Annotated in this window: 19 protein-coding genes; 8 read left to right on the plus strand and 11 right to left on the minus strand. The window is 70.1% G+C overall.

The genetic code is table 11. The features are described from left to right. Position 1: 1 nt before the first annotated feature. The 5 genes from VGO10_RS05435 to VGO10_RS05455 all read right to left on the minus strand — a co-directional run bounded on the left by VGO10_RS05435 (position 2) and on the right by VGO10_RS05455 (position 3,054). Complete coding sequence (locus tag VGO10_RS05435) at positions 2–1,363, minus strand: type II toxin-antitoxin system HipA family toxin (protein WP_327465962.1); 1,362 nt, start codon at positions 1,361–1,363, stop codon at positions 2–4. Then, on the minus strand, positions 1,275–1,502 hold the full coding sequence (locus VGO10_RS05440; protein WP_327465964.1) for a helix-turn-helix domain-containing protein: 228 nt from the start codon (positions 1,500–1,502) through the stop codon (positions 1,275–1,277). The genes VGO10_RS05435 and VGO10_RS05440 overlap by 89 nt, the downstream gene beginning before the upstream one ends. Positions 1,503–1,638: 136 nt before the next feature. Beyond that, positions 1,639–2,082, minus strand: a complete 444-nt coding sequence (locus VGO10_RS05445; protein WP_349258919.1) for a hypothetical protein — start codon at positions 2,080–2,082, stop codon at positions 1,639–1,641. Between the two features lie 103 nt (positions 2,083–2,185). Then, positions 2,186–2,416 (minus strand): hypothetical protein, encoded by a 231-nt coding sequence (locus tag VGO10_RS05450; RefSeq protein ID WP_327465968.1) that lies wholly within the window; start codon positions 2,414–2,416, stop codon positions 2,186–2,188. Next, positions 2,413–3,054 carry an RNA polymerase sigma factor gene (locus VGO10_RS05455; protein ID WP_327465970.1) on the minus strand — a complete coding sequence of 214 codons (642 nt, stop codon included), beginning with the start codon at positions 3,052–3,054 and terminating at the stop codon, positions 2,413–2,415. Before VGO10_RS05455 ends, VGO10_RS05450 begins: the two co-directional genes overlap by 4 nt. Before the next feature lie 119 nt (positions 3,055–3,173). Here VGO10_RS05455 and VGO10_RS05460 point away from each other — a divergent pair, with 119 nt between their 5' ends. From VGO10_RS05460 to VGO10_RS05495, 8 genes are all read left to right on the plus strand, one after another. Further along, the gene (locus tag VGO10_RS05460; RefSeq protein WP_327465972.1) at positions 3,174–3,443 is read left to right on the plus strand and encodes a hypothetical protein; all 270 of its coding nucleotides are present in this window, start codon (positions 3,174–3,176) and stop codon (positions 3,441–3,443) included. Then, positions 3,440–3,817, plus strand: a complete 378-nt coding sequence (locus VGO10_RS05465) for a PIN domain-containing protein (RefSeq protein ID WP_327465974.1) — start codon at positions 3,440–3,442, stop codon at positions 3,815–3,817. The genes VGO10_RS05460 and VGO10_RS05465 overlap by 4 nt, the downstream gene beginning before the upstream one ends. Before the next feature lie 140 nt (positions 3,818–3,957). Beyond that, a complete protein-coding gene (locus VGO10_RS05470; RefSeq protein WP_327465976.1) occupies positions 3,958–4,614 on the plus strand; it encodes a helix-turn-helix domain-containing protein in 657 nt (218 codons plus the stop codon). A gap of 212 nt (positions 4,615–4,826) precedes the next feature. Continuing rightward, positions 4,827–6,161 carry a helix-turn-helix domain-containing protein gene (locus VGO10_RS05475; RefSeq protein ID WP_327465978.1) on the plus strand — a complete coding sequence of 445 codons (1,335 nt, stop codon included), beginning with the start codon at positions 4,827–4,829 and terminating at the stop codon, positions 6,159–6,161. 496 nt (positions 6,162–6,657) lie between these two features. Beyond that, positions 6,658–7,287 (plus strand): hypothetical protein, encoded by a 630-nt coding sequence (locus tag VGO10_RS05480; protein ID WP_327465980.1) that lies wholly within the window; start codon positions 6,658–6,660, stop codon positions 7,285–7,287. A gap of 1 nt (position 7,288) precedes the next feature. Next, positions 7,289–8,194 carry a hypothetical protein gene (locus VGO10_RS05485; protein WP_327465982.1) on the plus strand — a complete coding sequence of 302 codons (906 nt, stop codon included), beginning with the start codon at positions 7,289–7,291 and terminating at the stop codon, positions 8,192–8,194. A gap of 80 nt (positions 8,195–8,274) precedes the next feature. Continuing rightward, positions 8,275–9,573: a hypothetical protein gene (locus VGO10_RS05490; RefSeq protein WP_327465984.1), complete on the plus strand. Its 1,299-nt coding sequence runs from the start codon at positions 8,275–8,277 to the stop codon at positions 9,571–9,573. A 72-nt stretch (positions 9,574–9,645) separates the two neighbouring features. Beyond that, positions 9,646–10,224 (plus strand): TetR/AcrR family transcriptional regulator, encoded by a 579-nt coding sequence (locus tag VGO10_RS05495; protein WP_327465986.1) that lies wholly within the window; start codon positions 9,646–9,648, stop codon positions 10,222–10,224. A 20-nt stretch (positions 10,225–10,244) separates the two neighbouring features. On the opposite strand, the gene VGO10_RS05500 is transcribed toward VGO10_RS05495, so the two are convergent. From VGO10_RS05500 to VGO10_RS05525, 6 genes are read right to left on the minus strand one after another with little or no spacing between them, the layout of a single operon-like run. After that, positions 10,245–11,726, minus strand: coding sequence for an MlaD family protein (locus VGO10_RS05500; protein ID WP_327465988.1), 1,482 nt, complete (start codon positions 11,724–11,726; stop codon positions 10,245–10,247). A 3-nt stretch (positions 11,727–11,729) separates the two neighbouring features. Beyond that, positions 11,730–13,106 carry a hypothetical protein gene (locus tag VGO10_RS05505; RefSeq protein WP_327465990.1) on the minus strand — a complete coding sequence of 459 codons (1,377 nt, stop codon included), beginning with the start codon at positions 13,104–13,106 and terminating at the stop codon, positions 11,730–11,732. Then, complete coding sequence (locus VGO10_RS05510; RefSeq protein ID WP_327465992.1) at positions 13,103–14,596, minus strand: MlaD family protein; 1,494 nt, start codon at positions 14,594–14,596, stop codon at positions 13,103–13,105. The genes VGO10_RS05505 and VGO10_RS05510 overlap by 4 nt, the downstream gene beginning before the upstream one ends. Then, positions 14,593–16,032: an MlaD family protein gene (locus tag VGO10_RS05515; RefSeq protein WP_327465994.1), complete on the minus strand. Its 1,440-nt coding sequence runs from the start codon at positions 16,030–16,032 to the stop codon at positions 14,593–14,595. The genes VGO10_RS05510 and VGO10_RS05515 overlap by 4 nt, the downstream gene beginning before the upstream one ends. Continuing rightward, complete coding sequence (locus tag VGO10_RS05520) at positions 16,029–17,360, minus strand: MlaD family protein (protein ID WP_327465996.1); 1,332 nt, start codon at positions 17,358–17,360, stop codon at positions 16,029–16,031. Before VGO10_RS05520 ends, VGO10_RS05515 begins: the two co-directional genes overlap by 4 nt. Then, positions 17,357–18,724: an MlaD family protein gene (locus VGO10_RS05525; RefSeq protein ID WP_327465998.1), complete on the minus strand. Its 1,368-nt coding sequence runs from the start codon at positions 18,722–18,724 to the stop codon at positions 17,357–17,359. Before VGO10_RS05525 ends, VGO10_RS05520 begins: the two co-directional genes overlap by 4 nt. Positions 18,725–18,825 lie beyond the last annotated feature (101 nt).

Here is an 18,825-nt window from a genome sequence, read left to right on the forward strand (position 1 = left end):
CTCAGGGCTTGGGCGCCGAAGCCAGGGCGGTCAGCCGTGCGGCGCGGCGGCGGACGATCGCGACGATGCGCTCGAGAACCGGCTTGTCCCAACCATCGGCGACGAGTCGATCGCAGACCTCGCGCGCGGCCGCCGGCGCGGCCGTGGCATGTGCTCGCAAGCGGCGGCGGGCGGCAGCGACGCCGAGCCCGGCGGCGTTGAGCAGGCGGTCGAGGTGACGGCCCTCGAGGTAGTCAGGCCGGTACTCGCCGCCGATGTCCATCGCCATCTTGCGGGTCAAGTTATGGGACTTGTGGTAAGCGACGGTGCTCAGGACGTCGTAGGCCGGCGCGAGGATCGCGTCGGCGGTCTCGGGGAGGTAAAGCAAGGAGTGGTTCTTGCCGTGCGCATCGTGATTGCCGACCAGGAAGCTCAGCGCGATCTCGTCGAGCAGCTTGAGGACCTCGGGCGCGGGAACGGCCGTCGCCCGTCGCAGCAAGGCGAAGCAGTCGACCAGCGAAGGCCCGCCCTCTGACTGGTACTTGCGATTGGTCGGAACTGCGAGCGCCTGGCAGAAGTCCTCCTGGTGCAGGCGGCGGATCGCACCGTCCTGCCGGCGCCGGTCGTAGCGCTCGACCAGGAGGAACTCACGGCCCTTGACGCGGTGCGGTGTCGCCGTGACCGCATCGATGCCGAGCGCGGTGCCCAGCCCCAGGCAGAACGCCTCGTTGGCCACCGTGTCGTCGAACCGCTGGATCGGCGTCTTGAGGATGTGCGTGGACGGCGCGTGCCCCTTGGTGATCCCGATGCGGCCGTCGTCCCCCACGACCACCGGCAGCTTGTCCTGCGCGCCGGCCAGCGATAGGCGGTACTCGCCGTCCTCGTCGGCATGCATCGGCCGGGTGGGAAGCTCATCGATCAGGGTGACCAACGCATCGTCGTCGAGCCATGCGACATCGTTACCCGACGGCGAGGGCACGCGGCCGGGTGGCTGCAGGCTGATGGCACCCTCGGTGTCGCCGCCTACGGCGTCAAGCAGACCAAAGTCGTTACCCGAGCTGAGCCCCAGCCGTCGCGCGAGCAGCTCGCGCGGCGTGCCCTCGGGCAGCAGACCGCCGAAGACCGCGGCGACCGCGGCGGAGTCGAACGGCCCGTCGAGCGGGAGCGATTGCGACAGCGGCGGCCTCCCCGCGGTGAGCCACTCGGGCTCGTAGGCGAACGTGAGCCCCCCGGGCTCGTCCACCAGTCGGCCAGCCAATATGTCGAAGCACCGGACGTCGAGCGCGGGCACGCCATCAGCCACGCGGATCGTCCAGGGTGAGCCGCACCCCGAGCGCCGCGGCGACGCGCAGCGTCTCGGCCAGGCGGACCGTCGGCTTCCCACGTTCGAGCTCGCTGAGGAACCGCACGCCGACGCCGGCCGCCAGCGCAAGGTCCTCCAGACGCAGTCCTCGCGCCTTGCGTGCCCTACGCAATGCTTGGCCCAGTTGCTCCGATGTCGCGACGAGTTCCGTGCGTGACATTGTCCCGATCGGGAACTCTAACAGCTCTTCTCGCTAGTCGCACATATTTTGTCCCGATCAGGAAATCTAGAAGACTCTTCCGACAGATGGAATTCTTTTCCTGGTCGGGAATATTTTACGCAGACCAGCCCCAGCATCACCTCCGCGCAACCTGCTCCACGCTCGCCAGCCGCGACAGGGTCAGCGCCCCCAGCAGCAGGCCGAAGTCGCGCAGCGCGATATCCCCGTAGCCGCCGACGAGCAGCAAGTTGATGATGATCCCGCCGAGCCAGCCGGCGACCAGCAGGCCGCCGAAGCGCGGCGCCACGAGCACCACCAGGCCCGCGACGATCTCGACCACGCCGACAAGGTGCATGGCGTCCTGGGCATTGCCGGGGATGATGTCGTTGAACTGCGTGGCCAGGTACTTGGTCCAGTCGTCGGTCAGGACCCCCGCGAACTTGTCGATCCCGAAGAGGATCGGCGCGACGATGAAGGCGATGCGCAGCAGCAGGAAGGCCTGCGCGACCGGATCGGCAGAGAGCTTGGCGACCGGTGAGAACGGGATCGGACGCAGGGGGGCGGGCAGCGGACTGGACATCGAGGACAGCTCCTTGTTGGTGGTCTTGCTGCGATTGGCGTCCACCGCTCGCACGGCCTTACCCGCTCGGCGACTGCCGGTAAGACCTGCGACCCCGCCGACGCTAAAGCTCGCCGCCGTCGGCCTCGACGAACGCGCGCAGGCTCTCGTGGTCCTCGCGACAGGCCGGGCACCCGCGCAGGTGCGCGCGCATGCCGGGCACCCGCGCGTCGGCGTCCTCACCGGCCACCTGCAGGTCGACGTAGCGGTCCAGCTGCTCGAAGCACGCCTCGCAGCTGAGCTCCGACTCACCCGGCCCCAGCAACCGCGTGACCAACTCTTCGTAGACCATCATGATGCCTCCCTTCCGGTGAGATCGAGCCCGGCGCGCTCGATCTCCGCACGCAGCTTGCGCCGGGCGTCGTGCAACGTCTTGTACAGCGCGCCGCGCGTGGTGCGCAGCCGCTCGGCGAGCACGTCAATCGGCACGCCGTCGAGCGCGAGCGCGACGAACACGCGGCGCTGGTGTGGCGTCAGCTGCACCTCGACGGCGCCGCGCACGGCGTCCAGCAGCTCCCGCTGCTCGGCCAGCGCGTGGCTCGAAGGACCCTGATCCACAGCCACCGGCCAATCGTCAGCGTCGAGCGTCACCTCGCGCCGGTGCCACGCACGCCGGCGACACTTCACCGACGCCTCCAACAACACGAACTTGTAGGCCCAGGTCGTGAAGCGACTCTCGCCCCGGAAGCTGTCCAACTTGCTCAGGATCGCAACGACGGCGTCACCGGTGGCCTGGGCGGCGAGGTCCTCGAGCTCATGTTCTGAGACCTGCCCACCGAGCGTCGCGCGTCGGCGGCGCACCTCAAAGCGCGCGGCGCGCAGCAGCAGCGCATACAGCCGCGCCACCGCATCGTCATGCACACGCCCCGTGGCACCCAGCGCCGCGACCCACGCCCGCGACACATCCTCAGCCGGTGGCTCAGCTTCACTCACGTCAGGGAGCATGGCGGCGAGCAGGGACGACACATCCGGTTAGCGACGCCCGCCACCAACCTCTTACCTCGGTCTCTTCTGTCAGTGCAGCACTTAGGCGCAGGTGCTACACTTCGTCCATGCCGACCGCGCGGCCACGACACTCCATCACCGAAACAGACGAGATCTCCCGCGCCCTCGAGGCCGCCGCCCGGCGCTGGCCCGACGACCGCGAGCGCCCGGGGAAGCTCCTGCTCGATCTGGTCCGCGAGGGACACCGCGCGATCGCCACCAGCGCTGAACGAGCAGGTGAGGACCGGCGCGCCGCGATCATCGACACCGGCGGAGCGCTCACCGGCGCGTACCCCGCCGGATACCTCGAGCAGCTTCGGGGCGACTGGCCCGAGTGATCGTCCTCGACGCAAGCGTGCTGATCGCGCACTTCGACCAGCACGACGCCCTTCACTCGCGCGCAACCGAGCACCTGCTCGATGTCGCCGACCAGCAACTCGGGGCCAGCTCGATCACGCTCGCGGAGATCCTCGTCGGACCGACGCGCACCGACCACCTCTCCGCCGCGCAAGCAGCGCTGCGAGCGCTCGACGTCGCCGAGCTCCCCCTGCCACCGAACGCCGCGACCAGGCTTGCGGCCCTCCGGGTCGAGACCGCGCTCAAGCTGCCCGACTGCTGCGTTCTGCTCGCGGCCCAGGACGCACACGGGACGGTGCTCACCTTTGACGACCGCCTCGGTCGCGAGGCGGCGCGACTCGGCCTCATCCTCTAACGCACTTCGCCGCCGCGCCGAACGCGACAATCGGTCGCCCTCCGCCTTTACGTCTATTTTCAAACCGGCAGGACCTCACCGGTCAGATACGCCGCAGCGGCGCATTCACATTGGCAAATGTCGCCGTGTATAAGACGGTCATGCCCACATCGCCTCAGCGGCTCCCGCGTGGACGGCATGGGCTCTCGCCGTCGTATGTCGCCGACAACCAGCGCGCGCGCATCCTCGTCGGCGTCGCAGAAGTCGTGGCCGACAAGGGGTATGCCGCGATGTCGGTCGAGGACATCGTCCGCCGGTCCGGCGTCTCGCGTCGCACCTTCTACGACCAATTTCGCGACAAGCGCTCGGCGTTCTTCGCCTCTTTCGACGCCATCAACGAGCAGGTGCTGGCCGCCACGACGGCCGCGTTCGCCTCGACTGACCACTGGCCCGAGCAGGTGCGTCGGGGCCTGGCGAAGCTCCTCGGCACGCTCGCCGACGAGCCCGCCTTCGCGCGCATGGCGTTCCTGGAGATGGCGATGGCGGGGCCTGACGGCCTGCGCCGGCTGGAGGCGAGCATCGCCGGCTTCCAGACGCTGCTCGTGCCGGGCGAGACGATGGCCAAGGAGCCCGTGCCCGCGGAGGTCCCGCACATGATCGGCGCGGCGATCGCCGAGCTCGTCCGCCGCCATGCCGTACGCGACGACATGGCGTCGGTATCGCGCTCGCTGCCCGCAGCCGTCTACCTCTGCCTCGTGCCCTACATCGGGCCGAGCCGCGCCTGGTCAGAGTCCCAGCAGGCGGCAGGCAGGGCCTAGGCGGCCGGGCGGTTTGACCGTTCGGGAGACACCGGCATTTTCCCAGCAGATCAAACGTTTTGCTTTTTATCAGGATATAGACACACGGCCCCTGCGGCGGCATTCCCGCGGTAAACGTGCACGTTTGCCGCCGCGCGGTAATCAAACACCGCGCTTCTGATCTGGTCGATCCACTTGACAAGAGAGAATGCGAGGTTCTTAGAGTCTCGCCAGTGACCGCGTCGACGCCCCCCGCCCGTCTCCATCCCGTGCCACCCGCCGCCGAACTGGACGCGACCAGCCGCTTGCTGATGCATGCGGCGGTTGCCCGTGCCGGCACCCAGGGCTACCGCGGGTTCACGGTGCGCGACCTGGTCGCCGACGCCGGGATCTCGAGCCAGACCTTCTACACGCGCTTCACCAGCAAGGAGGCGTGCTTCGTCGCCGGCCTCCAAGAACTGGCCGAGGCGGCCGAGGTGCACGCCCGCCTGATCATCGGCGACGCCACCGATCCGGCCGAGCGCCTGCGCCGCACCATCACCGGCGCGCTCTCGCTCGCCGCCGACCATCCGACCGCCACCCGCGTGCTGCTGCTCGAGTCCTACGCCGTCGGCACGACCGCGCAAGCCGAGCGCGATCGGGTCCTCGACGCGACCGTCCAACTTGTCGGCGGTGCGGCGCCGGACATCGTCCGTGCGGTCCTCGGCGCGACGGCACGCGTGGCGCTCGAAGGGTGCGTGGACACGACCGGCGCGACCCCGTCGCCCCGCGCCCTCGCCGAGCCGCTGGCCGCCTGGGCGGCGACCTACGCGAACGCCGCGCTCGACGACCTCCCCACCATGCCCGCCGCGACATCACGCCGGCGCGGCCGCGCCCCCGGCTCGCTCGTCCCCGTCGGCCCCGACGGTTCGCGCCGCCTGCGGCCCGGCCCCAAGCGCGAGCCGCGCGCCTTCGTCGAGCACCACCAGCAGGATCGCATCCTCGACGGCGTGGCGACCGTGGTGGCCCGCGACGGCTTCGACGGCCTCACGACGCGGTCGCTCTCCACCGCCAGCGAGATCTCGTCCAAGGCGTTCTACCAGCACTTCTCTTCGCTGGACGAGGCCTTTGCGGCGACGATGCTGACCGGCGGCCGCGGCGCGCTCGCCGCCGCGCTGCCGGCGTCGATGGCACCGACGGATTGGGGTGATGGCATCGCCCAAGGCCTACGGGCACTGCTGGAGTTCCTGGCAGAGGAGCCGGCCTTCGCGAAGGTCGCACTCATCGACGCCCTCAGCCTCGGCACCGCAGGCGTCGCCTTTCAGCGCGAGGCGATCGACGTCCTCGCCGCGATCATCGACACCGGCTACGAGCGTGCCGACACGACCGTCGCGGCGACGGTCTCCTCCGCCGTCGCGGCCGGGGCCTGGGAGCTCTGCGCCGATCGTGTGCGCCGCGAACGCGCCGCCGACCTGCTCGCGCTCGCTCCCGTGTTGACGGTGCTGGCGCTGACGCCGGCGATCGGGATCACCGCCGCGGTGCGCGTCGCCGGCCGCATGGCCGCCGCGACCGCCGACAGCCCCACGTAGGGCAGCACCAGCATCGCGGTCATCGGCCGCGCCAGATCGGCGAGGACCGGGCTGCCGCCACCAGCGGCCAGCCGCGCCGCCACAACGTCGAGCGCATCCTCGAAGGCCGTCTCGGCGGCCGCCGGCTCAGCCGGAAAGACCGCCTCGTCGCAGCGACCGCCTGCCGCGATGCCCGCCACGATGATCCGCCGCAGCGCATCCTGCGGATCGCGCAATTGCGGCAACACGGCGCGGGCGAGCTCAGGCGACTCCTCGGCCAGACCGAGCAGCGCCGCCACGGTGGAGCCGACCCGATCAACGAAGTGCTGCTCCACGGTCACCATGGATCCATTCCGCCCAGCACTGCAGATACCTGTCAAGCGGGAAACTTGGACGTTTCCTCAAAGGCAATAATTTGGCTCTGCAGCGAGGAATCTCACAGGCGGACGTGCCAGGTTTCGGCTCGCGGGAAACACCGGTGTTGCCTCGAAGGACCCGGGGTCCTAGGATCTCGCGGGTGCTGGGGCCCGGAGGTCACGAAACGCGAGCGTGTGGGTCACGCTGCCGCGCCTGCGCGGCGCTGCGGGCCGCGGCGCCGCTGGCCGTCGCCCAGCAGGGCATCGAGCACGTCACGCTCGAGGATCTCGCACAGGCCGCCAGGATCCGCGCCTCGGACGCGCATGTGCATGCGCATGGGGACGTCACCGGCGTCCTGGGCGCCGCATATCTCGAGTCGGCCGGCGCGTTGCAGCGCGGCTTCATCTGGTCTTGGCGCTGCGCTCCCACCCCGCGTGACGGCCTGCGCAGCGCCGTCGCCTGGCTGTTGACGACGCTCGCTGAAGACCCTATCCGCGCCCTCTTCTGTTACGTGGAGATCGTCAAGGGCGGCCGGCCGCTCGTCCGTCTGCGCGAGCAGGTCCGCCAAGGCTCGGTCGCCATCTGGACGGCGCAGTACCGCGAGATGGTGCCCGACAGCTGGCTGCCGCCAAGCCACTTCGAGCTCGTCAACAGCGCCACCATCAGCCTCATCGCCACCCGCGCCGCACAGGGTCGAACTCACGAGCTGCGCGCCATGTCTGATGCCGTCCTCGCCCTGATCGAGCCGGACGAGGCGCTCAGCGTCTCGGGACTTTCGCTGGTCAGCTGAGTTGGCCGACACGCGCAACCGCGTCTCTGCCCAGCGTGGGCGGAGCAAGAACGATCCTCGCGACGCCGCACGCGTGCAGTTCGAGCAGCGGGCGAGGATCCTCGAGGCCGTGGCCCATCAGGTCGCCACCGAGGGCTATGCGGCGATGGGGATCGATCCCGTCGTCCACATCGCCGGCCTGTCGCGGCGCACGGTCTACGACCTGTTCCCCAACGGCACTGCGGAGCTGATCATCGCCGCACACCAGGCGGCGATCGACTACAGCCTCGCGCGCGTCCTCGCCGCCTTCGACGCCCAGGTCGACTGGGCATCGGGGTTCTGCGCCGGCATCGACGCCTATGCCCGGCTCCTGCGCTCCAGCGACGCGTGGGCGCGACTGTGGGTGACCGAGTCGCTCGGCGCACCTGCAGAGGCCCGTGCCCTGTGCCGGACGGGCTGCGAGCTGCTCATCGAGCGCCTGGAGCCCGCCGTCGAGTCGCGCATCGCGGCGCAGGCGATGCTCGACGTCGTCGACGGAGCGACGCGGCGCGCGCTGCGCGCCGGCGAGGAGATCCCCACCGACGAGATCGCCGCGATCGCGCTGCGGCCCGTGGCGACCGCCACCGAGATCCGCGCCGCGATCGCCGCCGCGACGCGCACCCGCCGCCCCGTGCGCCCACGCCTGGTCGAGCTCGAGTACGAGGCCGGCCGGCTGCCCGAGCCCGACGCACGCAAGCGGCTGGAGCGGATCATCGCCGAGGCGGGGGCCGCGCGCGACGGGCTCACCCTGTGGCGCGTCTTCATGGCGCTGGCGCCTTCGCATGTGGATGGCACGGCGCGCAACGAGCTCCGCGATCTCGTCGTCGTTCACCTCCCTCACGCGCTGCACTTCGGCGTGCCACTCGCCGGTGCAATGCGACTCGCTTGAGTCGCAGAATGTTTTGGGGTACACGCGTGGTGTTTCAATAAGATTGAGACATCTCCGCCGGTCGTCCCTCAGTCCCCTACGTGTCGCGCCGACGCCTGCCTGCCGAGGCCACGCGCTTCCTGCAGCGCGCGCGGGTGCGCGAAGCTGCCGCCGTCGTGGCCGCTCGCGACGGCGCGGCGTTTCTGACAGTCGAGGACGTCGCGGCCGAGGCCGGGGTCTCCCGCAAGGCGTTCTACATGTTCTACAAGGGTGCGGCCGCGGCCCTGGAGGACGCCGCCGCGGTGGGACTGGATTTCGGCGTCCGCCGCATCGGGGTCGCGTTCGACGCCCAGCGCGACCGCCCGCTGGCGATCCGCGCCGTCGTCGTCGAGGCGCTCGCGCTCTCGGATGCCCAACCGCACTGGGCGCTGTTCTGTGTCCGCGACAGCCATGCGGAGCCGATCGCCTCGGGGCTCGACCGCTCCCGGCGGCTCGAGCCGCTGGTGGAGCGGCTGCGAGAGCACGGCAGCAGCGACGCGCCCGCGTGGGCGGCCATCGATGCCGTCGAGGGCGCCATCCGCCACGCGCTGACCGACGGCACGCCGGCACGGCTCGGTGATCTGACCGACGAGCTGGTTCCACTGGTGCTCGACCTGCTTGGTGAGCGCCGCCGCGGCCGTGGACGGCTCCTGGCACACGAGCGCTCGCTGGTGTCTCGCGTCGACGACGCCTTCGACCGGCTGCCCGGCTCGACGAGCGAGCTCGAGGCGCTGCTGATCGCGGCCGATGCCGACGGCGACGGCACGGCCTTGTGGCGGGCCTTCGTGCGGCTGCACGAGCTGGACCGGACGCGCGGCTTGAGCGCCGCCGAGCGCAAGCTGCAGCGCACGGCCTTCGACGGCTTGGAGGAAGCGAGCCACTTCGGGCTGCCCGTCATGGCGATCGCCGCCGGCGCCGCGCCCGAGCGCTGGACCCCGGCCGAGGACGACCTGCTGGCGCTGCGTTACATCCGCACCCATCCGGGTGTGTCGGGCCGCGAGGTCGGAGCGGCCATCGGCATCACCGATCTCAGCATGGTCAAGCGGGTGCTCGACCGCCTCAACGGGCAGCGGCTCATCAGCGCCACCTGGGAGGGGACCGCCAAGCAGTGGTGGCCCGCCGACGCAGAGCCGGAGCCCGAACCGACGAGCGCGGCCGCCGGTGACGCCGACAAGGCACCGGCCGGGCTCTTCATCCAGCCGCTGGGCGACCAGGAGCAGGCCGCGATGGCGATCCTGACGCAGCGCCCCGGGATCACCGAAGACGAGCTGCGACGGGCGCTGGGCGTGTCGCAGGCGCGAACGCGCCAGATCATCGGACGGCTCGAGCGTGGCCTGGTGCACCGTGCCCCCGCCGCGTGAGCTGCAACATGATCCTGGAATGATGGAATCACGTGCGTGTATCGTCGTTGTGGTGGTAGAGGACGACACGCCGTGAGCACACAGCGAGGAGCGATCCTGGCGGCCACTGCGCGCACCGTCGCCCGCCGCGGCTACGAAGGCACGTCGATCTTCGAGATCGCCATCGAGGCGCACGTCCAGGTCCGCGACGTCCGCCGCCTGTTCGGCGACGAGGAAGCGTGCTTCTACGCGCTGTTCAGCGCGACGTTCCACGAGGCGTTCGCGCTCGTGCTGGAGCGCACACGCGACGTGCCGTGGCCGCAGAGCGCACGCGACGGTCTCGCCACGTTCCTGGAGTTCCTCGCGGCCAGGCCGGTCCATGTGCGTGCCTGTCTCGACGGCGTGCGCACGCTGGGCCAGGACGGCAGCCTGCGGCTGGAGACCGCGATCGAGGCCTTCACGGCGTTCCTCACGCCCGGCTTCGCGGCCAACGGCGGCACCCCGATCTTCCACGGCAACCTGATCGGGTCGACCGTCGTGCACGTCATCACCCAGCACGTGCAAGAGAACCGGATCGAGGAGCTGCCGGCGGCCCTGCCGCAGCTGCTCGGCGTCGCGCTCATCCCGTTCTGCGACGCACGCGCCATCGACGCGCTGCTGATCGCCGGCTGAACCGCGCGCTCAGCCGGCGCTCAGGGCTGCTCGGCGCGCAGCTGCGGGAAGATCGTCGAGTAGCCGGGGAACGTGCCCTGGGCGCGGCAGACCGGCCGCAGGACGTCGCTGCCGTCCGTGCGGTAGACGAGCGGGCTGATGTACTGCTCCAGCTCGGTCGGCAGGGCGCTCGTCGGCTGCGCCAGGTCGGGATTGGAGCAGGGGCCGGCGGTGAGGACCGGCAGACCGCTCTGCAGCTGATCGAACGCGCCCGGCTGCTGGTAGGCGTTCTGACGAGACGAGCCGACCGGGCGGACCTGGTAGGCCAGCGCCTCGGGCGAGAGCAGCTGCGACGTGCGCAGGTAGTGGACCGAGTCCTTGGCGTTCTTGAGCACGTCGATGCTGTCACGCGGTGACGTGGCCGAGACGACGTTGCCGAAGAACGCCGAGATCTCGCGGTTGTTGTTGCCGATGTACTGCACCATCGGGTTGGCGTTGCGCAGGAACGGCTGGAAGGCGTCGAGCAGCGTCGGGAACCGAGCCAAGATGTCGTTGAACGCCGGCAGGCCCTTTTGCGACGCGCTGACGACGTCGTCGAGCTTGGTGAAGAGGCCGCGGAACTCGGGGCTGACGTCGTGCAGCGCGGCGAAGGTCGGGCCGAGCTCGGTGGCCGCCGGCTGCAGCTGCTTGACGACCGGGTCGCCGTCCTTGGCCAGGGCCGTCAATACCGGCAGCGTCGCGGTGCTCTCGCGCTCGAAGCTGGGCAGTGCGCGGAAGATGCCGGCGAGATCCTGGTTGCGGCGGGCCGTGACCGAGAAAAGGCGGTTGGAGTCGGTGATGAGCCCGCGCAGCTCGCCCTCGCGCTGGCTGATGGCGTCGAAGACGTCGGCGGTCGAGCTGATGGACTTGGTCACCGCGCGGCCTTGGGCGTCGAGCGTGCGCAGGAGATCGTCGAAGTGCTCGGTGAAGCCCGGCAGTTGGCCGAACGCGGCGTTGATGTCGGCGCCACGGCCGCCGATCGCCTCGGCCTGGGACTGCATCCAGACCTCGAAGCGCTTGCGCGTCGCCGGGTCGAAGGTCGACATGATCTCGTCGATCTCGACGGTCGGCTCGACCTGTGCGGGCGGCAGCGTGCCATCTTCGGGGACCGTTCCCTTGGCCGGATGGCCCGGCGTGAGCTCCACGTAGGTCTCGCCCAGCAGCGTCTTGGTGCGGAGCATCGCGCGCGAGTCCTTGGCCAGCGGCGCGTAGCGGGAGCGCAGTTGGATCGTGATGTCACTGCGATCGTTCGGGCCGCCGGCGAGCTTGACGACCTTGCCGACACTGACGCCGCTGATGCGCACGTCGGACTGGTCGGCCAGCTGGGTGGCCTCGGGCACCAGCACGTGGATGCGGTAGCCCTTGGTGCCCAGCGGTGACGAGCCGCCGAAGGCGAGCCAGAGGTAGAGGCCGCCGGCGAAGGAGCCGAAGGCGAAGATCGCCATGATCGCGATGCGGGCGAAGGTGGGAGCGGTCTTGATCATGGGCTAGCCCGTCGCTGCCTTCGGGCACTGGCCGGTCGCGACCTGGGTGTCGTAGTCGGGGGCGTTGAGGAGCTTGATGAGCGTGGTGAGCGTCGGGTTGCGCGGCTCGGTCTTGCGCGGCGGCGGCCCGGACAGCACCTTGAAGAGCAGCTGCAGGGGGCCGCAGCCGAAGTAGACGAGGCTGCGACGCAGCGGGCCGACGCCGTCGGAGCTGGACAGCACCGAGTTGGTGTTGTGGTTGGCCCAGGGCACCTGGTACAGGTAACTCTGGCTCTTGATGCCCGTGCCCTTGGGCTTGGCGGCCAGCTCGTTGACCAAGACGTTGAGCTCGTCGGTGAGCCTGGCCAGGTCCGGCGTGGCCTTGGCCAGCCGGTTCGCCGCGGGCACGAGCTTCTTGGCCGTCGGCTGCGCGGCGACGGTGAACGGCCGGATCTGATCACGCAAGACCGGCGCCGTCGCCTGTGAGAACGAGCGGAGGCCGACCAGCGTCGGGCCGAGGTCCTTCACGCCCGGGCCGAGCTTCTTCAGGCCGACGGTCAGCGTCGCGCCGAGCTTGTCGAGCTTGGCCAGCGCCGGCTGGGCGGTCTGCAGCGTGCTCGGCAGCAGCTCGATGGTCTTGGCCAGGGCGGCGTTCTGGTTGTCGAAGCGGCGGAAGACGTCGCTGCTGGCGTTGACGAAGGTGCCGAGCTCCTTGTCGCGGTCGCCCAGCTCCGAGGCCAGCAGCGAGAGGTTGTGCATGAGGTGCTTGAGCTTGGTCCGCCGTTGGGCGACCAGCTCGGTGGCCTCGGCCGTGTGGCGCGAGAGCGGCGCGAAGCGGCGCAGCGTGTTGGCAAGGGCAGCGCCGTTGCCGTGGCCTAGCGCCTGGCCCGCGCCGCCGACCAGCAGCACGAGCGAGTCGCGGGTGTCGGCATCGAGCTCGGCGAGGAACTCGTCGAAGTTCACGTCGGGCTTGGTGGCCCCGGTGCCGATCGTCGCGCCGCTCTTGAGGTCGGGCCCCTGGGTGCCGGGATCGAGCTCGGCGACCATGTCCTTCAACCCGGTCTTGGGACGCAGCAGGATCGTCGCGTCGCGGTGGATGTGCGCGAAATGCTCCTTGATGTCGAGGCGCAGGACGGCCTTGCCGTCCTTGAGCGACACCTTGCCGATCTCACCGATGGGCACGCCTGAGACGGTGACCATCTGACCCTGGCCCGGCATGACGCCGGGTGCGCCGCTGAGCTCCGCGTTGAGGACGAAGCGGTGCTGCCCGATCGCCGGAACCCAGGCCGGAATGTGGATGCGCTGATGGGTCGTGATGAAGGTGCCGACCACCAGTGCGACCGCGATCATCGCGACGACCCATAGGCCGTTGTAGAGCGCCGCGCGGCTGCTACCTCTCACTTGACCTTCTCCGGTGCGGGCAAGGAGGCCGCGTCGGGCTTGGAGCCGTCGGCCGGACCGACAGAGTCCGGGCCGTTGACGTCGGGCACCGGCTGGAGGTAGCACGGCGCGTTGCGGTTGATCGGCGGCAGCTGGCCGGCGAAGGCCGGGCGGGTCCGCAGCGGCGGCAGCGTCGCGTTGGCCAGGTAGGCCTCGGGCACGTAGTTGGACTTGCCGCTGCGGATCAGGTTGCCGCCGCCGGCCGCCGACAGGCGCAGCAGGGAGCCGTTGCCGTCGAAGCCCTGCCCCTCACCGTTCTGGCCGACCATGGCGTACCAGAACTCCTTGTAGTTCTCGACATTGGCCGAGGAGTCCCCGTCGTCGACCTTGATGTTGCCCGTCGGGATGATCACCTTGGTGATGCACTTGTTGAAGGCGGTGATCTTGGGCAGCCAGACCTTGGTCGCATGACCGAGCTGGGCGAGGTTGGCGGTGCCGGGCTGCAGTTGGTCGAGGAGGCCGCCGAGCTCTTGCTTGGTCAGCAGCTGCTTGGCCTGCGTGAGCCAGGGCCCGGAGGCCTTGATGGTGGCCGGCAGCTCCGGCAGGCTCTGGGAGAGGTTGTGCGCGAAGGTCGCGGTCGGCGCGGCAGCCGTGGTCAGCCGCGCGAACGCGCCGTCGGCGGCCTGGGCGGTCGGTCCCAGCTGGTCGACGGCCGCCGAGAGCTGCGCCGAGTGGGCGGCGAAGTTCGCCATCGTCGCGTTGAAGTGGGTGACCAGGCTGCCGAGGTCGCTCTCGTGCTCGTCAAGGCCGGCGGCGGCGCGGCCGAGGCCGTCGATCGTGCGGCTGAGGTCGTGCGGCTCAGTGCCGAGCAGCCCGGTCGTGACCTTAGCCGTGCCGGTCAGCGCCTTTGGCGACGTGGTCAGCGCCTGGTTGAGCGCCTGACCGCCGGTGAGGCCGCGGACGCTGGGGACCTGCTGGGCATCGTCGGCGGCGCTCGGCGCGCTGCCGAAGCCCGCGCCGAGGCCCTGGAGCGCCTGCTGCAGGTTGCCGCGCGTGTCGGACTGCAGCGCGGTGAGCAATTGGTCGATCTGGACCGGCGTTGAGGTTTGCGTCACCGGGATCAGGTCACCGTCGTCGATGACCGGGCCCGACGGCGTGCCCGGCTGCAGGTCGACGTAGAAGTTGCCCTCCAGGAAGAGCCGCGGGCGGATCTTCAGCGTCGCGTCCTTGTGGATCGGAAGCCCGACCTTGTCGATGTTCATGGCGATCTCGCCCATCGACGTGTTGCGGTAGCGGCCGACCTTAGCCACCTTGCCGACGGTCACCCCGGCGATGCGCACCGGCGAGCCGGGCAGGAGCAGGTTGGAGTTCCTCACCACGGCGTTGACCGTGTAGTGATGGCGGAACGGCACCTTCTTGGTGAAGGCGAAGTAGCAGCCGATGAGGAGGATGAGGAGGGCGAGGAGCCCGGCCTTCAGCGGCGCCATGCCGAGGCTGTGGTTGCGCCTCATGGCGTCGCCTTCCAGGTACCGGTCTTCTCGGTGTTGAGCCCTTGGCTGCCCGGCTGGTTGCCGATCTGCTGGACACCCGTCTTGTAGACCTCGTTGTTGGCCTCGCACTCCTGCGTCTGCCCCGGCGCCGCCGTGTTGGGGTAGGGGTTGCTGTGCAGGAAGGAGTCGTCGATCGAGGAGAAGTCCTTGCCGGCAGGGCCGTTGGACGGCACCGCGGTCGGACCCGCCTCACTGCCGGGCAGCTGCGGCAGCGAGACGACGCCGAAACGCAGCATGCTGCCGACCACGTCGCTCTCCGACAGCGCGCTGGCCAGGTTGTTGAAGAACAACCCGAAATAGTTGCACTTGGTCTGCGCAGGGGTGAGGAACGCGAGGATCGGCTTCAGCAGTGTCGCCGTCTCGGTCAGCCGGTCCAGCGCCGGGATGACGCGCGGATCGGCGGCGAAGGCCTCCAGCTGCTGAAGGGTGGTGACCAGGCGGCCGTTGAGCTGGGAGGAGCGCCGCAGCGACGTGGTGCCGGCGTGGAAGGCGACGGCCAGGTTGGGGGAGGCGGCGGCCAGCTCCGCGAAGGCGGGCCGGAAGCGGCGGAAGAGCTCGGCGCTGTCAAGCGTGAAGGCCGCCTGGGCGGGCAGCTCCCGCGTTGCGGTGTCCAGGGCCTTGGGCCCAAGCGCGATCGCCTGCTGCAGGTCGTCGGAGACCGAGCTCCAAGCGGTGAAGGTCTGATTGAGGCTGGCGAAGAGGTCGCCCTGCTGCTCGGCGACGGGCGCGGCCTCGTTGGCCGCCTGGGCGAAGGCCGGGAACAGCCGGGCAAAGCCGGTCTTGGGAGCGACGAGATTGCGCGCGGCCGGCTCGCCGTGGGTGACCAGCGGCTTGAGGTTGTGCAGTGCCTCGTTGAGATCGCCGCCGCGACCGGCGAAGGCGTTGCCGCCTTCGATCAGGTTGCGCTGCGACGCGTCTCGCGTCGGCTTGTCGAACATCGAGAAGAAGTCGTCGATCTCGACCGGCCGCGTCGCGCCCTTGACGAGCGCGATCGTCGAGCCGGCCGGATAGGTCGCGTTCTCGCTGCCGCGGTGGATCGCGACGTACTTCAAGCCCAGCGGCGACTTGGGGCGGATCCGCACCGTGGTGTCGCGTGGCAGCGGGCCGACGTCCTTCTCGAGATGGAGGTCGACGATCGCCGCGGCGGTGCCGTCGGGCTTGGTGTAGGGCGAGACCTTCGCGACGGCACCGACGCGATGGCCGCCCTGGCGGACCTCGTTGCCCCGGATCAGGCCCGACCCGTCGGGCAGCTCGACCTTGACGTCGTAGGTCGGGACGAACGGCAGCCCGTGATTGGCGTTGTAGGACAAGAACACCGCCACGATCGTCACGAGGACGGCGACGCCGCCGATGAGGATCGGGTTGCCGGCGATCGAACTGTTGCGACGGCGGTTCACTTGCCGCCGTCCTGTCCGAGGAGGTAGTCCAGGAGCGTCGTGGTGGCCTTGGTCTTCGCCGCGGTCGCCCTGGCGGACGCCGCGTCGTCGCCCGCGCCCTTCTCGAAGGTCGAGGGGCAGGAGCCCGGCGAGGTCGTCGAGCGCTGGACGCAGTTGGTCACGTCGACCGTCGAGCGGATGAAGTGGCCCTGGGCGTCCTCGCCGTTGACGCTGCCGGTGTAGTAGTAGATGAACCGCATCAGCGATTCGAAGCCGCCGGCGGTGTCGAAGCTCGACGAGACATTGCCGAGGTCGGAGGCCAGCGGCTGCAGGGGCTTGGACAGGTTGCCGAGGCTGTCGACGAGCCCGCCGATCCTCGGGAACGTCTGCCGGCCGCGGTCGGCGACGTTGCCGAGCGTCTTGAGCGCCGGCGTCGCCGACAGCGAGAAGGGCCCGAGGTCCTTGATCGCCTGGTTGACCGCCGGCGCCTGCGCCGAGAGGCTGGCGACGGCGGGCGTCATCTGATCGGCGAGCGCGCCGAAGCGCTGCGTCGCCGGCTTGAGCTCCCGCAGGAAGGCGGGGAGCTTGGCGAAGTTCTGCTCCAGCGCGTCACCCTGCTTGGCCGTTGCGACTGCGGTCTGCCCGGCGGTGTCGACGAAGCCGCCCAGATCCTTGCGGTGCTGGGCCAGCGGGCGCAGCACGGTGTCAGAGTCGTCGGTGAGCTTGCCGAGCATCTGGTTCTGGCGCGCGAGGATCGCGACGACCTTGTCGGCCTGCTGGAGCGCGGGGTTGGCGCGGCGGACGGCTGCGCGCAGGCTCTCGCCGTTGGCGGCCAGGCCCGCGCCGAGCTCGTTGATGATCAGCTTGAAGCGGTCGCGCTGGGGCTGGCGCATGATGTTGTTGAGCAGGTCGACCCCGACCGGCGTGGTGTTGTGCGACACCGAGAGCAGGTGCTGGCCCTTGCCCGGGCCGTCCTTGATGGCCGGCAGCGCCTCGGCCCGACCGTCGTTGCCGCCGCCCGTGGCCACGCAGTCGACGAACTGCTCGCCGATCAGCGACTGCAGCGCGATGCGGCAGCGCGCATCGGTCTTGAAGGACTGGAAGGCCGGATCGGTGATGTCCAGTACGACGACGGCCTTGTTGTCCTTGGTCAGGTCGAGGCTGTCGATCTTGCCGACCTTGACGCCGGCGATCTTCACGTCCTCGCCCGGGATCACGAAGCTCGAGTTGTCGAAGACCGCGCGCACGAGGTAGCGATGGCCACCGCCGTCTCCGGCGCCGATAGCCAACCCGGCCACGACGCACACGGCGACCATCGTCGCGGCCGCGACGATGCGGGCGCGCGTCATCCGCCGGCTCCCGGCCGCTGCGCCGGGTCGCAGTCGGGGTTGGCCAGCGGACCGTTGTCGACGAACGGCGACGACCCGTCCGGCAGCGCCGGCGCCGCCGCGCCCGGGCAGCGCCGCAGCTGGCCGGTCTTGAGGTTGGCGTCGCGGCCACGGTCGGCGTAGGGCTTGGCCGTCAGGTGGACGCCGTCGGCGGTCGAGTAGGCGTCGAAGACCGGCAGCGTGCGGGCGTAGTGGCCGTTGGCGTCGTAGGTCGCCATGACCTGGCCGAAGTCGCGCACCCAGCCGACGAGGTCGGGCACGTAGGGGCGCGCGAACGAGAAGATCGGCGCGCTCTGCTGCAGCGACTTCTCGCCCTCGGCGAAGCCGGTCTTGGTGAGGTTGTCGAGCGCCGGCAGGTCCTGCAGCGCGTCGAGCAGGTCGTTGTCGGCGCCGGGCTGGGCGAACATCTCGCGCAGCTGATGGAACGTCGGCACTGCCTCCTGGAGCACGGGGCGCAGCTGCCGGGCATAGGGCGCGAGGTTCTTGGTCGCCGGACCGGACACGTTGACCAGCGTGCGCAGCTGCTTGAGCGCGGGCCGCAGCGCGATGAACGCGTCGGTACCCTTGCGCAGCGCCGGCGTGACGTGCTGCAGCGCCTGGTCCAGCGAGGCCGTGTTGGCGCTCAGCGCCGCCGTCGTCGCCCGGGTGTTGGAGACAAGGTCGGTCAGCTGCTCCTTGTGCTCGGCGAGGGCGCCGAGCGCATCGCCGGCCTTGACGAGGAAGCGGCTCAGGTTCGCGTCGTCGGAGCTCAGCTCGGTCGCCAGCTGGTTGAGGCCCGACAGCGCCGCCGGGAAGGCCTGAGCCGACGCGTTGGCCTGCTGCTCCTTGCCCTCGTACCAGGAGGCCGAGCCCTCGATGAACTGCTGCAGCCCCTTGCGCGTGTTGGGGTCCAGCGTGTTGAACAGCTGGTCGAGGTCGACGATCGGTGTCGTCTTGTCGCCGCCGATCGTCGCGCCGTCGTCGAGCGCAGGGCGGAAGGTCGGGGCGGGGCTGATGTCGATGTAGCGGCCGGCGACGCTGGTCAGGCCGATCTGGCGGATCGTCGCGGTGGTGCCCTCGCGCAGCGGCCCGAAGCGGTGGTTGACCTTGACCTCGATCGCAGCCTGTCCGTCGCCGGTGAGGTCGATCGAGGTGACGCTGCCCGCGGGCGTGCCGCCGATGCGCACGCGGTCACCCTTGACCAGCTGGCCGGCGTTGGCGAAGACGACGCGGTAGTGGTGCGCGCCGGAGCCGCGCAGGACGACGACCAGCGCGATGGCCGCGACGACGAGCAGTGCGAGGGGCGCCCACCGCCAAGGGCGGGCTTGATGGGACGGAGCAGTCAAGGTGGTTCCTCCCGCGCAAAGCCCTCCAGGCTCCGCAGCGGCGACGATCGTACATGGCCTCGGACAAGTGAAGCAACAGGCATGTGTCTCGATCCGCTAGC

Source organism: Baekduia sp. (assembly GCF_035996765.1).
Lineage (GTDB): Bacteria > Actinomycetota > Thermoleophilia > Solirubrobacterales > Solirubrobacteraceae > Baekduia.